This window comes from Nocardia sp. NPDC057455 (genome assembly GCF_042802775.1).
Classification (GTDB): domain Bacteria; phylum Actinomycetota; class Actinomycetes; order Mycobacteriales; family Mycobacteriaceae; genus Nocardia.
On record NZ_JBHVDM010000049.1, the window covers coordinates 35084 to 49482 of the forward strand.

At 69.0% G+C, this 14399-nt stretch carries 11 protein-coding genes; 6 read left to right on the forward strand and 5 right to left on the reverse strand.

Annotated elements, in window-relative coordinates; all coding sequences use genetic code 11:
- Positions 1-47: 47 nt before the first annotated feature.
- Both ACFU5M_RS20700 and ACFU5M_RS20705 read right to left on the reverse strand, forming a co-directional pair.
- Entirely contained in the window at positions 48-1520 is a 1473-nt protein-coding gene (locus ACFU5M_RS20700; RefSeq protein ID WP_379051513.1) for a flavin-containing monooxygenase, read from the reverse strand.
- A gap of 170 nt (positions 1521-1690) precedes the next feature.
- The gene (locus ACFU5M_RS20705; protein ID WP_379051515.1) at positions 1691-2833 is read right to left on the reverse strand and encodes an acyl-CoA dehydrogenase family protein; all 1143 of its coding nucleotides are present in this window, start codon (positions 2831-2833) and stop codon (positions 1691-1693) included.
- Positions 2834-3373: 540 nt separating this feature from the next.
- On the opposite strand from ACFU5M_RS20705, the gene ACFU5M_RS20710 reads away from it, so the two are divergent.
- The 3 genes from ACFU5M_RS20710 to ACFU5M_RS20720 all read left to right on the forward strand — a co-directional run bounded on the left by ACFU5M_RS20710 (position 3374) and on the right by ACFU5M_RS20720 (position 7646).
- The gene (locus ACFU5M_RS20710; RefSeq protein WP_379051516.1) at positions 3374-3769 is read left to right on the forward strand and encodes an ArsR/SmtB family transcription factor; all 396 of its coding nucleotides are present in this window, start codon (positions 3374-3376) and stop codon (positions 3767-3769) included.
- Positions 3766-4785: a cation diffusion facilitator family transporter gene (locus tag ACFU5M_RS20715; RefSeq protein WP_379051519.1), complete on the forward strand. Its 1020-nt coding sequence runs from the start codon at positions 3766-3768 to the stop codon at positions 4783-4785. The genes ACFU5M_RS20710 and ACFU5M_RS20715 overlap by 4 nt, the downstream gene beginning before the upstream one ends.
- A gap of 1223 nt (positions 4786-6008) precedes the next feature.
- Entirely contained in the window at positions 6009-7646 is a 1638-nt protein-coding gene (locus tag ACFU5M_RS20720; protein WP_379051521.1) for a long-chain fatty acid--CoA ligase, read from the forward strand.
- Between the two features lie 15 nt (positions 7647-7661).
- Here ACFU5M_RS20720 and ACFU5M_RS20725 read toward each other — a convergent pair whose 3' ends face one another.
- The 3 genes from ACFU5M_RS20725 to ACFU5M_RS20735 all read right to left on the reverse strand — a co-directional run bounded on the left by ACFU5M_RS20725 (position 7662) and on the right by ACFU5M_RS20735 (position 9850).
- A complete protein-coding gene (locus ACFU5M_RS20725; protein ID WP_379051524.1) occupies positions 7662-8210 on the reverse strand; it encodes an HD domain-containing protein in 549 nt (182 codons plus the stop codon).
- A 123-nt stretch (positions 8211-8333) separates the two neighbouring features.
- Complete coding sequence (locus ACFU5M_RS20730) at positions 8334-8726, reverse strand: SCO5389 family protein (RefSeq protein ID WP_379051526.1); 393 nt, start codon at positions 8724-8726, stop codon at positions 8334-8336.
- Between the two features lie 59 nt (positions 8727-8785).
- A complete protein-coding gene (locus ACFU5M_RS20735) occupies positions 8786-9850 on the reverse strand; it encodes a nitronate monooxygenase (RefSeq protein WP_379051529.1) in 1065 nt (354 codons plus the stop codon).
- Positions 9851-10039: 189 nt separating this feature from the next.
- Between ACFU5M_RS20735 and ACFU5M_RS20740 the strand changes: the two genes are divergently transcribed.
- The 3 genes from ACFU5M_RS20740 to ACFU5M_RS20750 form a co-directional block, all read left to right on the forward strand.
- Positions 10040-10912 (forward strand): M23 family metallopeptidase, encoded by an 873-nt coding sequence (locus tag ACFU5M_RS20740; RefSeq protein ID WP_379051532.1) that lies wholly within the window; start codon positions 10040-10042, stop codon positions 10910-10912.
- A 143-nt stretch (positions 10913-11055) separates the two neighbouring features.
- On the forward strand, positions 11056-12039 hold the full coding sequence (locus ACFU5M_RS20745) for a DNA-binding response regulator (RefSeq protein ID WP_379051535.1): 984 nt from the start codon (positions 11056-11058) through the stop codon (positions 12037-12039).
- Positions 12040-12333: 294 nt separating this feature from the next.
- Positions 12334-14399: amino acid adenylation domain-containing protein (locus ACFU5M_RS20750; RefSeq protein ID WP_379051537.1), on the forward strand; the 2066-nt coding region annotated here is incomplete at its 3' end.

Genomic DNA, 14399 nt, shown 5'->3' on the forward strand with positions numbered 1-14399 from the left:
AGTTCAGTTTACTGACCAATAGCTGAGGTCGGGCTCGGTGTGCCAGGTCAGCGCGTTGTCGCTGCCGCTTGCGCCTCGTTGTAGTCGGACGGGTCGAAGTTGCGGGTCTTCCAGCGGTAGAGGACGGTGGCGCCGGGCCAGTTGTTGGTGATGCGGCCGGAGGCGTTGCGGTACCAGCTGGAGCAGAAGTTCCAGGGGGTGTCCTTCAGGCGGCGCTGTAGCCAGTCGTCCCAATGCTGCTCGGCGGTGGGGCGAGCGGCGAGGTAGCGGCCGGGGCGGTCGGTCAGGTAGCGCACGACCTGGCGGATGTAGCGGGCCTGGGATTCGAGCATGTAGATGATGGAGCCGGCGCCGACGTTGGTGTTCGGGCCGTACATCAGGAACAGGTTCGGGAACTGCGGCACGGATAGGCCGAGGTAGGCGCGGGCGCCTTCGTCGCCCCAGACGTCGGCCAGCTTGCGGCCGCCGAGGCCGTAGATGTTCATCGGCGCCAGGAACTCGGTGCCCTTGAAGCCGGTGCCGAAGATGATGACGTCCACGTCGTGCTCGACGCCGTCGGCGGTGCGGATTCCGGTTGGCGTGATCGACTCGATGGCGGTGGTCTCCACGGTGACGTTCGGCTGCGCGAGCGCCGGGAAGTACTCGTTGGAGAACAGTCCGCGCTTGCATCCCGCCGCGTAGTCGGGTGTCAGTTTCGCGCGCAGCTCGGCGTCGGGGACCTGCTTGTCGCGGTGGCGGTCGGCCAAGGCGATCACGGGAGTCTTGATCGCCGGGATGTCGGTGAGCCCGAGGGCGAGCAGTTCGAAGACCGACCAGATGGTGAAGCGCTCGGCGAGGCGGCTGGGTGGGAAGTGCTTGAACAGCGCGTGGTGCAGGGCGCTGTACTCGACGTCGGCTTTCGGCAGCACCCAGGCCGCCGAGCGCTGGAACAGCGTGAGGTGGGCAGCACCCGGTTGAATGCGCGGGATGTATTGGATCGCGCTGGCCCCGGTCCCGATGCAGGCGATGCGCTTGCCGGTCAGGTCGACGTCGTGGTCCCACTCGGCGGAGTGGAAGGCGGCGCCGGTAAAGGTGTCGATGCCGGGGATGTTCGGCAGAGCGGGACGCGAGAGCTGGCCGACCGCCGGGATGAGGACGTCGGCGGTCAGTTGCGCTCCGTCGGCCGTGCGGACGGTCCACTGGCCGGTGCGCTCCTCGAACTCCGCGTCGATCACCTCGGTACCGAAGCGGATGAAACGCCGCAGGCCGTGCTTGTCGGCGACGCCCCGCATGTACTCGTGGATGTCGCGTTGTTCGGAGAAACGCCGTGGCCAATCGGATTTCGGCTCGTAGGACCAGGAGTACAGCGGGGAAGGCACGTCGCAGGCCGCGCCGGGGTAGGTGTTCTCTCGCCAGACACCGCCGAGGTCGGTGGCGCGCTCCAGGATGGTGAAAGTGTCCAACCCGGCCCGCCGCAGCTCCAGCGCCATGCCGAGCCCGCCGAATCCGGCTCCGATGATGATGATGGACGGCGTCGTCATGTTTCGAGGGTACGCAACAGTATTCGCAGGTCCGAAGACATCCGCGGTCAATCAATCGGTATTTCCGGCCACGCGTGGCCGCTGTGTGCAGCGGCCGCTCGGTCGCCCAGCCTGTGCAGGGACATGGACCGCTCGATCGTGCGCGCGTTATTCGCGCGGGCGCCCCGGCATCAGTTGCCCGCGAGTTGGCGTGCGATGACCAATCGCTGAATCTGGTTGGTGCCCTCGAAGATCTGCATCACCTTGGCCTCGCGCATGTAGCGCTCGACGGGGAAATCCTGGGTGTAGCCGTAGCCGCCGAAAACCTGGACCGCGTCGGTGGTGACCTTCATGGCGGCGTCGGTGGCGACGAGTTTGGCCACGCTGGCCTGGCGCGAGTACGGCAGCCCCGCGTCCCGGCGGCGGGCGGCGTCGAGGTAGGTGGCGCGGGCGGCGTCGACCGCGGCGGCCATGTCGGCGAGTACGAAGCCGAGCCCTTGGTGGTCGATGATGTGGCGGCCGAACGCCTCGCGCTCTTTGGCGTACGTGACGGCCTCGTCGAGGGCGCGCTGCGCCAGGCCGGTGGCGACCGCGGCGATGCCGAGGCGGCCGGAGTCCAAGGCGCTGAAAGCGATGGACAGGCCCTGACCCTCGGCGCCGACGCGACGTTCGGTGGGCAGGAACGCGTCGTCGTAGGCGGCGGTGGTGGTGGGCACGGCGCGCAAGCCCATCTTCTCCTCGGGTTTGCCGAAGCTCAGCCCCTCGGTGTCGCCGGGGACCAGGAAGCAGGAGATGCCGCGGGAGCCTTCGCCGGTGCGGGCGAACAGGGTGTAGAAGTCGGCGCGGCCACCGTTGGTGATCCAGGCTTTGGCGCCGGTGATCCGGTAGCCGCCCTCGACCGGGGTGGCGCGGCAGCGCAGCGCGGCCGCGTCGGAACCGGCGTGCGGCTCGGACAGGCTGTAGGCGCCGATGGTCTCGCCGGAAAGCATGCCGGCGAGCCAGCGCTGCTTCTGCTCCTCGGTGCCGAAGGCGAACAGCGGATGACAGCTCAAGCTGTGCACGCTGACCGCGACGGCGACCGCGGCCCAGCGTGCGGCGAGTTCCTCGAGCACCTGGAGGTACACCTCGTAGGGCTGCGCGCCGCCGCCGTATTCCTCCGGATAAGGCAGGCTGAGCAGTCCGGCGGCGCCCAGCGCGGGGAAGACGCCCTCGGGGAAGATTCCGGTCTTCTCGCACTCGGCCACACGCGGCTCGAGCACCTTGTCGGCGATGTCGCGGGTCAGCTCCAGCAGGTCCCTGGCCTCGGGGGTGGGCAGCATTCGGTCCACTGGCATGTCGTCTACTCCGCGGTCGCTCGGTGCGTTTCTCGTGATTCACACTAACCGGGCGTCGAACGGGAGGACCGGCTCGGCGGGGGAAGCGGCGATTCGCGAACCGTCGTCGCGCGAAATGAACCGGTGTGGCACGGCCGGAGATCACGGTACGGACAGGATTTCCGCGAAGGCGCCGGGTTCGGTGCAGAATGTCCCGATCGCCGGTGGCGCAGCCGGGGCGGGGACGCTCGGGCGGCCGTGCTGCACGTGCAGCTGTGTGCACAGGTGCGCGTGAATTTTCCCGCCGCATCGGATCATTCGTGCTGGTCATCGCAGTTTCATCGGCTCTGGGACGAAATGGTGTGCGCGCCCGCGTCATTGGTTTGTCTCATTCGGGTGATATCCCTCCGATCATCTGGCGCAGTGACGCCACACTCGACTAAGACAAGGAGCTGTTGGGATTCGGGATCGACCGGTGTGTCGGCGGCGACGCAGGGGGTGCCGCCGGCATATCGGCCCGGAGCCCTGGTTCCATGCCATGGTCTGCTCTAATATCTGCGTATGAATGCAGATAACCAGGAATGGCGGCCGCGTCTCGCCGAGGATCAGGTCGGACTGGTTGTCGAAGTGTTCCGGATGCTCGCCGATCCGACGCGCGTGCAGGTGCTCTGGGCGCTGGTCGACCGCGAACTATCGGTGAACGATCTGGCCGGGCAAGTCGGCAAGCCGGCGCCTTCGGTGTCGCAGCATCTGGCCAAACTGCGGATGGCGCGGTTGGTGAGCACCCGCCGCTCGGGGACGACGATCTTCTACCGGCTGGAGAACGAGCACGTCCGGCAGTTGGTGGTGGACGCGGTGTACAACGCCGAACATGCGGGGCCCGGCGTCCCCGCGCACCATCGCGGTGTGGGCGCGGTGCGCGAACTCTCCGGCCGAGACGAGGCGAGTGCGTCATGACCCACCGGCACCATCACCACCATGACGGGCACCATCACCGCCATCGGTCGAGTGCGATCGGAGTCCTGCGGGAAATCTTCGTCCCGCACAGTCACGACGCCGCCGACAGCATCGATGACGCGCTGGAAGCAAGCGCGGTCGGGATCCGGGCGGTCGCGATCAGCCTCGTCGTGCTCGGGTGCACCGCGGCACTGCAACTGGTGATCGTCGCGGCGTCCGGTTCGGTGGCGCTGGCCGCGGACACTGTGCACAACTTCTCCGACGCGCTGACCGCGGTTCCCCTGTGGATCGCGTTCGCCCTCGGCCGCAAGGCCGCTACCAGGCGCTATACCTACGGCTTCGGTCGGGCGGAGGATTTGGCCGGGCTATTCGTCGTCGCGATGATCGCCTTGTCGGCGCTGATCGCGGGATACGAGGCGGTGCGCAGGCTGTTCGATCCGGTGCCGCTCGAGCACTTGGGCTGGGTCGCCGCGGCCGGTCTGATCGGGTTCCTCGGCAACGAGACGGTGGCGCTGTACCGGATCCGGGTGGGTCGGCGGATCGGGTCGGCGGCACTCGTGGCCGACGGCCTGCACGCGCGCACCGACGGGTTCACCTCGCTGGCCGTTCTGCTCGGTGCGGGGGGAGTGGCGCTGGGTTTCCCGCTGGCCGACCCGATCGTCGGGTTGCTCATCACCGTCGCGATTCTCGCGGTGCTGCGGACCGCGGCGCGCGACGTCCTGCGCCGGTTGATGGACGCCGTCGAGCCCGAGTTGGTCACCGCGGCCGAGCGGGCATTGTCCGCCGAGCCCGGCGTGCAGGGCGTGCGCAGTTTGCGGATGCGATGGATCGGCCATCGCCTGCACGCGGACGTCGAACTGGACGTCGCCCCGACGATCACGCTCGCGGACGCCCATCGCGTCGCGCACGAGGCACAGCACACCCTCACCCACGTGGTGTCCAAGCTGGACACGGCCGTGGTGCACGCCTATCCGGCGCATTCCGAGGTCGCGGTGCCGGGAGGGGCTGGAAAGTAGGCATCCCCCGTCGGAGTCGTGCGGGGGCGGGCGGAAGTAGAGCCCGTTCGCCGCTGTGCTGGGGTTATGGGGCCTGAAGGGTGCGCTGCCGTGGTCCCGGAGCGGAGCGGGCTGAGCCCGGAGCGTGCCGGGGGAAGCCGGGCTCCGAGGGTGTTCGCCGGCGCGGGCAGCTGGAAGTTGTGGCGTCCGCCGCCGGAGTGATGCGGGGGAACTGCAGCCCAGGGCGTGCGCCCCGGAGTCGTGGTGCCGGGAGTGGCCGGAGCTCGGGGTGTCGGCCGCCGGAGTCGTAGCGCCGGGAACGGCGGGACCTCGAGACGTTCGCTGCCGGTGTCGCGGCGGCCGGGGTCGGCTGGAGTCAGGGCAGCCGCCCACTGGGGCGCGGCGACGAGCTGACCAGCGGGAACTGACGGCGTGCGCCCTCGGATCGATCGGCTGGGAAATCCCCGTCGGCCTTGCCCGAGGCGGCCTACCGTTGGGTAGCATCGCCGGTGTGATGTGGCTCATGGTCGGTGCGTGCTGAACCATGCCGCCGCGTGTACCGACCTTTCCTGAGCTTTTCGACTCGGTCTTACATAGTCGCATTCCGGAAGAATCCGACGCTGTCGAGATCGATGCAGCGGCGGATCGCACCGTCCCCGTCGTCGACAGGGCACTGGGTCACGCGCGCGGCAACGGCCCCGATGCGCCGCACGTGCCGGCCGCCACGACCACTCCGGTCGCCACCTACTGCGTGCGCACCGGCGTCGGGCATCCGTCGTGCACCTGCTCATCGAGCGCGGACTGCTGGAACCGCATGCGCCGATCCGCCCGCAACATCTTCGAATCATCCTCTCGGGGAAAGGGATTCGAACCGGCCGGGCAGGCGCTTGCGCATCGGTACGGCGGAGCCGTGGCGCCGCCGGACACCACCGCCGCAGCGCTGAGCCCGCCGTCTGGGATCGAGCCGGACTCGACGTCGGGGATGACCCTTCTTCGGCTACGGCCCGATGCTCGGGGGCCGGGTACTCGGCCGGTTCCGCCTTGCCTTCGACCATCGCGGTTTCACCGGCGACGTAGCGCGGAGTGCGCTGTCGTCCGCCGTACGAACCGGCGGCGAGCCGATTCCACATCCAGAAGCGATTCGCTGGGTCGGGTGTTCGCCGAGATCACGTCGCAAACCGCCATGGCGGCCGGTACCGATTTGGCTTTCTGAGGGGAAGTCATCGAAGAAGAAGGAGTTGCCGATGTTGAGCACCATGCAGGACGAGCCGTTGTCGCTGGCGACGTTGCTGCGCTACGCATCGACGTTCGCCGGCGATTCGACTGTGTCCACCTGGACCGGTACCGGCGTGCGCACCATGACCTACCGTGAGGTCGGCGCCGAATCGGGGCGGTTGGCGAACGCGCTGCGCTCGCTGGGCATCGGGGTCGGCGATCGGGTCGGCACGTTCATGTGGAACAACAACGAGCACCTGGTCGCCTATATCGCGGTGCCCGCGATGGGCGCGGTGCTGCACGCACTGAACATCCGGTTGTTCCCCGACCAGGTCGTCTACGTGGCCAATCACGCGGAGGACCAGGTGGTTCTGGTGGACGGCACGTTGGTGCCGCTGTTCAGTCAGATCCTGCCGCACCTGACGACGGTCCGCCACGTCATCGTGGTCAACGGTGACGCGGCGACGCTCACCGCGCCCGAGGGCGTGCAGGTGCACTCCTACACCGAGTTGCTCGGCGCGCAGCCGGACACCTACGAGTTCCCGGTGATCGAGGAGCGCTCGGCGGCGGCGATGTGCTACACCTCAGGCACCACCGGTGATCCGAAGGGTGTGGTGTATTCGCATCGCTCGAACTGGCTGCATGCCATGCAGGTGGCCGCGAACAACGGGATGGGCCTGTTCGAAACCGACACCATCCTGGCCATCGTCCCGCTGTTCCACGCGAACGCCTGGGGCCTGCCGTACGCGGCGCTGATGTCGGGGTCGAATCTGTTGATGCCGGACCGGTTCTTGCAGCCGGGCCCGCTGCTGGAGATGATGGCCGCGCAGAAGCCGTCGTTCGCCGCCGCGGTGCCGACGATCTGGGGTGGGGTACTGGCGGCGCTGGCGGCGAGTCCGCAGGACATCACGCACCTGCGCTCGGTGGTGGTGGGCGGCTCGGCGGTGCCGCCGTCGATGATGCGCACCTTCGAGGACAAGCACGGCGTGCGAGTACTGCACGCGTGGGGCATGACCGAGACCTCGCCGCTGGGCAGTGTGGCGCATCCGCCCGCCACCGCGGTCACCGAGCAGGAGAAGTGGGCATACCGGGTGACCCAGGGCCGCTTCCCGGCCGGTGTGCGGGCGCGTCTGGTCGGTGACGACGGCGTGGTGCCCAACGACGGTGTGTCGCTGGGCGAGTTGGAAGTGCGCGGGCCGTGGATCACCGGCTCGTACTATTCGCCGGACGGCGGGGTGGTCGATCCGGAGAAGTTCGACGAGGGCTGGCTGCGCACCGGCGATGTCGGAAAGATCAGCCCTGACGGCTACCTCACGCTGGTGGACCGATCCAAGGACGTGATCAAGTCCGGTGGCGAGTGGATCTCGTCGGTGGACCTGGAGAACGCCGTGATCGGCCATCCCGCGGTGGCCGAGGCCGCGGTGATCGGCGTGCCGGACGAGAAGTGGGACGAGCGCCCGCTCGTGGCCGTCGTGCTCGCCGAGGGTGCTGAGGTGAAACCTCAGGACCTGCGCGACTTCCTGGCCGACAAGTTCGCCAAGTGGCAGTTGCCGGAACGCTGGGCCTTCATCGCCGAGGTTCCCAAGACCAGCGTGGGCAAGTTCGACAAGAAGCGGCTGCGCAGCCAGTACGCCGACGGTGACCTGGAAGTCACCACGCTCGGCTGACCGCGCCGCCCCGCGTCACCACTTCAGCATCGGCAGTGGTGACGTGGGGTGGGTCCGCAGCCGCCGCGCGGCCAGCGATACCAGCCTGCGGTGGAAACCGTGGTTCGGGTAGCGCTTCGCCAGGTCGCGGTATGTTCCGCGGGAGATGCCGAAGCGGCCGAGCAACCCTCGCTCGACGTCGATCGCGTCGGCGCGCCGGAAGATCTCGACCGGATCGTGCGGCGGGCCCGCCGGGCGGATCTTGTGATGCTGGTCGATCATCGACACCACCAGCTCGGTCAGGTCGTCGCGGTCGATACTGGCCAGCCACGCGCGGGCCTGATCACACGAGGGGGCGAGGTAGTCGAAGCTGCCCGCCGACCAGATGCCTATGTCGTGCAAGGCGGCCGCGGTCAAGAATTCCTCACGTGTGCTCGGTCGAGGTTGCTGGTCGGCGGCCAAGAGGTCGCACAGCGTCAGGACGCGCAGCACGTGATTGGTGTAGGCGGCGCGGTCCGACCCGAGCTGTTGCTGCCACGGCGCGAGCCGGGCTTCGACCTCATCGCGAAGATCGTTGCTGCTCATGGCGGTTGACCTTACGCGTAACCGACCGCGACCGACGGCGGCGACGCGCGGCGCGACCGCCGGATACGCGAGAACACCCGGCGCGGGCGAAACAGTTTGCCGCGCCGGGTGTTCAGCTCGGGGTCAGCAGTTGCGCAGTTCGGGGCTCTGGTTGAGCAACTGGGCCCGGGTGCTGATGAACGTGCTGTAGGTGTCGCCGCCGACCGCGGCGAGCGGGAACGCGGCGACCCGGTGGCAGTTCTGGAAGGCGAGCTTCACGCCGAAGTGCCGCTCCAGCCCGCCGCGAATCGCGTCGGAGGCCATGGCGCGCAGCAGTTGTCCACGCGCCACGTCGTCGGGCGGTGCGATCGTGTTGTCGGCGTATTCCTCCGTGCCGGAACGCAGGTCGGCGGCCACGCGGCTGACCACTTCCCAGGCGTACGGCAGCGAGTCGCGTACGACCTCGACGAAGTCGGCGTCGTCGACCTCGCCTCGCTCGGCGCGTTCCAGTATTGCGGTGGGGACATCAAGGGACATGGCGCTCTCCTCCAGTGCTGGACGTCGATGCGATGCCCGAGTCTAATCGAAAGTCGTTGTCAATAATGCTGGATTCGACGTGAAAGTGCTTTTTCCAGTGCGGCTTTGGTGTCGGCCGCCAGCGTCGCGACCAATTCGCCCGCGGGTAGCTCCGGCGTCAGCGTATGGGTTTGACCGGCCCAGAGGTTGACCTCGTCGGGGTTGCCCGCCGCGCGTGCGGCGGCTCGCAGCGGGGCGGTGGCGTAGTGGATCTCCGGGTATCCCACCGGCGCGTTGGCGGTGTGCCGCAGCAGAAACCGGTTGCGCAACCCGCGTGCCCTGCGTCCGGTGAATGCCCGCGTGAGCATCGTCGGCGTGTCGGCTGCCAACGCGGTGCGGTGCACTTGGTTGGTGCCTGCTTCGGGGCAGCGCAGGAATACCGTGCCCAGTTGCGCGGCCGCGGCGCCCGCCGCGAGCGCGGCGGCGATGCCCGCGCCCGTCGCGATCCCTCCGGTGGCCACCAGGGGCCGGTCGGTGGCGGCGGCGAGCAGTTGCAGCAGCGCCAGCAGGCCGAGCGGGTCGGCGGCGTCGTCGGCCGGGCGATCCACGAAGGTCGCGCGGTGCCCGCCCGCTTCCGCGCCCTGGGCGATGAGCACGTCGGCGCCCGCCTCGACCGCGACGCGCGCTTCGGCGACCGAAGTGACTGTTACCCAGACTTCGGAACCGGCGGCGTGCAGCCGCTCGATCTCCGCGGCGCTCGGGCAGCCGAAGGTGAACGACACGGCGGCGACCGGGTCGGCGACGAGCAGGTCGAGCTTGGCGTCCCAGTCGTCGGTGTCGAAGCGCGGATCCCCGAGTTCGTGGTCGGCGCCGAGTTCGGCGAGGTAGTCCGCGAGTTCGGCGGCGGGGGTCGGGGGACCGGGTACGAAGAGGTTCACGCCGAACGGCTTGCCGGTGGCCGCGCGGGTCGCCGCGACGCGCGCCGCGGTGTCGGCCGCGCTGAGATAGCCGGCGGCCAGCTGGGCGAAACCGCCCGCCTCGGCCACCGCGGCGGTCAACTCGGGAGTGGATGGGCCGCCCGCCATCGGGGCCAACACGATCGGAACGTCCACATGGTCGAGGATCACGGTCCGATTGTCGCGCATCTGGACATGTGACTCGGGACTCACCAGCGTTTTTCCGCTGGAAGGTTGCGGAATGGTCACGACGCGGTAGAGTTCCCGTCACGACGGATGCCAAACCGTTATCCGCCCGGCTTCACCGGATCGTTATCGAACCCGGTTCGGCTCGGGCTCCGGCATCCCGGACCCTGTTCTACGACCGAGGACTCAGCTTTGTCGCAGCACCGTGTAGGCCCCAGTTCCATTACCGTCCGAAGCCTCCTCGGCGACGGCGGCGAAACGGGCCGGCCGACGCGGCACCGCGCCGAGCCGTCCGCCACCGAACGCGTGAAGGCCGCCGCGACCGCCGCGGTCGCCGCAGGCGCTCTGATCGGCGCCGCCAGCCAGGTCGCTCCAGCGATCGCCTACGCGTCGCCGTTGCTGCCCGGCTCGCACGACAGTGACGACGAGACGCAGGCCGCGCCCGCCTCCGTGAAGGGTACGAGCATCCTGCCGGTCGCCGAGGCGAAGGCCGCCGAGCCCGTCGCGCAGGCCGCGCCGGAGCCCGTCGCGGTCGCCGGGCAGATCGCTGCCCCGGTCGCCGCTCCGTTCGGCATTCCTAATCTTCCCCCGGAGATCGCAGCCCCGTTGGCCCAGGCCGAAGAGGTCCTCAAGGGCGTACAGCAGCAGGTCGCTCCGGCGCCCGCGGTGCGCCCGGTGGCCGGTGAGATCAGCTCCGGCTTCGGCAGCCGCTGGGGCGCCATGCACTACGGCCTCGACTTCGCCGACGCGCTGGGCGCGCCGATCCACTCGGTCAGCAACGGCACGGTGATCGAGGCGGGACCGGCCTCCGGTTTCGGCTTGTGGGTGCGCGTGCTCCAGGACGACGGCACCACCGCGGTCTACGGCCACGTGAACGAGATGTTCGTGCACGCCGGTCAGCGCGTGAACGCGGGCGACGTGATCGCGACCGTCGGTAACCGAGGGCAGTCCACCGGTCCGCACCTGCACCTGGAGATCTGGGACCAGGCGGGCACCAAGATCGACCCGATGCCGTACCTGGCCGCCAAGGGCGTGCCTTTGCAGTGGGGCCCGTCCTCGCACTGACTTCCCCTGTCCAACTTGAACTTCCGGTCAGCGCACGGGTGCGCGCAGTGGAGCTTCCCGCAACGCGATAGCGCGGGAAGCGGTTGGCGTACGGGTCTTTCAGAGCCGCCCCATGGGCACCGGTCGGTCGCTAGGCTCGGGCCGTGATCGAGCTGGGCGACATCTTCGAGCCTGGGTCACCGCACGGCCGCGTCTACGCCGTGCTGGTGCACCATCCGCGGTCGAGTCTCACCGATATCGCGCAGTACCTGGGCGTTTCGGAAGACCGGGCCGCGGACTCGTTGGATGTGTTGTGTGAATTGCGCGCCGCGGTCCGCATCGAGTCGCCCGAGGGCGAACCGCTGTGGGACGCGCACGCACCGGAATCGTTGTCCGAAGCCGAGGCACGGCGCAGGCAGCAGGAGATCAACCAGATGCACGCGTCCGCGGCGCGCTTGAGCGAGACGTTCCGTTCGGTGCGCCGCTCGCCCCGCGGCAACGGCGCGGTGGTGCCGGTGTACGAGCGGCTGGAGATGCTGGCGGATTTCGAGGAAATGCAGACCGGTGCGCGCAGCTGCGTCAAGCTGATCGAGCGCGGTCCCTATCTCAGCGATCCGGAACGCGAGCGCCGGCTGTTCGAGCTCAAGCGGACCAGGCTCGGCGAAGGAATCCGCTATCAGACCTTGTACCAGGACACCGTCTATCAGGACCCCGAGCGCCTGCGGCACGCCCTGTCCACCAACGCAGGCGGTGCGCAGGCCAGAACGTTGCCCGAACCGCCGTTCAAGCTGATCGTCAGCGACGACGAGCGCGCCAGCCTGGTGCTGCACGCCGACGAACGCAGGCCCGATCCGATGGGTCTGCGCATCACGGGTTCGCCCACGCTCGAGCTGTTGGTCAAGACGTTCGACGTGCTGTGGACGATGGCCGCGCCCATATCGGTGAATCCGGCCGCAGAGGCGCTGGACGAACGTGACCGCGCGATTCTGACCCTGATGGGACTGGGCGCGACCGACGACACCATCGCGCGCAGGCTCGGGATGTCCCGTCGCACGGTTGTCCGCCGGACCGCCCGGCTGCTGGAGCGTCTCGGCGCGAGCACGAGATTCCAGGCGGGGGTGCAGGCCACCCGGCGCGGGTGGCTGTGAGCAAGCTCACCGATCGAGCGAGTCCTGCAACATGACGGGCTCGGCGCCGATATAACGGCAGGCATCAAGCAAGACACCGATTCCATGGGGGAGTGGGCGGCGCTGGACGAGAGGACAGCACCGAAGAGGGGGGACGCGGCCCGCACCGACGGCAGCCGCGGCAATCCGATACAGCGCGCGGGTTGGGCAGTCAAGCCCCTATATGATTGCTCGGTCCGCGCTGGCCCCGGATAACGAACCCTGCGCAGGGTACGGCCCGGGTCCTGGCTCGATGCGAGAGGTGAATGCACTCGAATGGAAACCGCCCGTCGCTCTGCTCGCGGTAGCCGTCGCCGCAGGTCGGGCAGTCCGCTCTTCGCGCAGCTGCTCACCGCCGCCGTCGAGTCTGCCGCCTCCGAGGTCGCGATCCGGTTCAACCCCACGGGAGACCCGGCCGACGATCGGGAACTCACCTACGCCGAGCTGGACGCGGCGTCCTCGCGGCTGGCCAGGGAGCTGATCGAGCGCGGTGTCGGGCCGGGCGACGTGGTCGCCATCGGAATCTCGCGCAGCGTGGAGTCGGTGCTGGCCGTCTGGGCGATCGCCAAGACCGGCGCGGCCTACGTGCCGGTGGATCCGACCTACCCCACCGATCGCATCAACCACATCGTCGCCGACTCCGGCGCCACGGTGGGCCTGACCACCTCGGCGCATCGCCCTGTGCTCGGCACCGGCGTGTACTGGATCGAGCTGGACGACCCGGTGCAGGCGGCGCGCATCGCCGCGCGCCCGGAGCACCCCATCTCCTACACCGACCGGGTCCGTCCGCTGGACGAGCGGCACCCGGCCTATGTCATCTACACCTCGGGGTCCACCGGCAAGCCGAAGGGCGTCGTGGTCTCGCACAGCGGCCTCGCCGGACTGGTGACCGCCGAGCGCGAGCACTACGGGGTGACGGAAGAGTCGCGCGTTCTGCACGTCTGCTCGCCGAACTTCGACGTCTCCGTACTCGAACTGCTGCTGGCCTTCTCCACCGGCGCGACGCTGGTGATCGCGCCGCCGTCGGTGTTCGGCGGTTTCGAACTGGCGGATCTGCTGCGGCGCGAGCACGTCACGCACATGCTCATCACGCCGGGCGCACTGGAATCGGTGGATCCGGCGGGGCTCGACGACCTGCAGGCCGTGGTGGTGGCCGGCGACAAGTTCGGGCCCGAACTGCTCGCCCGCTGGGCGGCCGAGCGCGAGTTCTACAACGGCTACGGGCCCACCGAGGCCACGATCCTGGCCACCAGTACGCCACCGATGACGCCGGGCGAGCCGATCACGATCGGCACGGCCATCCCGGGAGTCGGGGCGTTCGTGCTGGACTCGCGGCTGCGGCCGGTGCCTGCCGGGGTGGTCGGCGAGCTGTATCTGTCCGGTCCCGCGCTGGCGCAGGGCTATCTCAACCGGCCGGGCCTGACCGCGGAGCGATTCGTCGCCAGCCCGTTCGGCGCCGACACCGGCAACCCCGCCGCGCGGCTCTACCGCACCGGCGACCTGGTGCGTCGCAGCGAAGCCGGGGGTCAGGACGGCGGCGTCATCGAATACCTGGGCCGCTCGGACTTCCAGGTGAAGATCCGCGGTTTCCGCATCGAACTGGGTGAAATCGACAACGCGCTGACCAGCCACCCGGACATCGACTTCGCGGCCACCCTCGGCAAGACGTTGCCGTCGGGCGCGACGGCGCTGGTGTCCTATGTGCTGCCGCGCCCGGGAGCCGACGTGGACACCGGCGCGCTCGCCGAGTTCATCGGTGAGTCGTTGCCTGCTTACATGATTCCGGCGTCGATCATGGTGTTGGGGGAGATTCCGTTGACGCCGGTGGGGAAGTTGGATCGGGCGGCGTTGCCGGAGCCGGTGTTCGCCGCGCGCGCGTTTCGTGTGCCTTCGACGCCGGTCGAGGAGATCGTGGCGGGGGTGTTCGCGGCGTTGTTGGTGGCCGAGGAGGACGGTCGCGTCGGTGCGGATGACGACTTTTTCGAGTTGGGTGGTAATTCGTTGTTGGCGGCGCAGGCGGCCGCGCGGATCGGTGCGGCGTTGGATGTGCGGGTGCCGGTGCAGTTGCTGTTCGAGGCGACCACGGTCGCGGGTTTGGCGGCGCGGGTCGAGCAGCATGCGGGGTCGGCGGCGGGGCAGGCGTTGCGGGCGTGGCCGCGTCCGGGGCGGGTGCCGTTGTCGTATGCCCAGCAGCGGATGTGGTTTTTGAACCGGTTCGATCCTGTGAGCGGGGTGAACAATATCCCGGTCGCGGTGCGGTTGTCGGGGCGGTTGGATGTGGCGGCGTTGCGGGCGGCGGTCGGTGATCTGGCCGAGCGGCACGAGGTGCTGCGCACTGTCTA

Excerpts from the sequence above, each read along its gene's own strand:
- ACFU5M_RS20710 (WP_379051516.1), top strand. The coding sequence starts at position 3,374 with ATGAATGCAGATAACCAGGAATGGCGGCCGCGTCTCGCCGAGGATCAG.
- ACFU5M_RS20735 (WP_379051529.1), bottom strand. The coding sequence starts at position 9,850 with ATGCGCGACAATCGGACCGTGATCCTCGACCATGTGGACGTTCCGATC.
- ACFU5M_RS20730 (WP_379051526.1), bottom strand. The coding sequence starts at position 8,726 with ATGTCCCTTGATGTCCCCACCGCAATACTGGAACGCGCCGAGCGAGGC.
- ACFU5M_RS20720 (WP_379051521.1), top strand. The coding sequence starts at position 6,009 with ATGTTGAGCACCATGCAGGACGAGCCGTTGTCGCTGGCGACGTTGCTG.
- ACFU5M_RS20705 (WP_379051515.1), bottom strand. The coding sequence starts at position 2,833 with ATGCCAGTGGACCGAATGCTGCCCACCCCCGAGGCCAGGGACCTGCTG.
- ACFU5M_RS20725 (WP_379051524.1), bottom strand. The coding sequence starts at position 8,210 with ATGAGCAGCAACGATCTTCGCGATGAGGTCGAAGCCCGGCTCGCGCCG.
- ACFU5M_RS20715 (WP_379051519.1), top strand. The coding sequence starts at position 3,766 with ATGACCCACCGGCACCATCACCACCATGACGGGCACCATCACCGCCAT.
- ACFU5M_RS20700 (WP_379051513.1), bottom strand. The coding sequence starts at position 1,520 with ATGACGACGCCGTCCATCATCATCATCGGAGCCGGATTCGGCGGGCTC.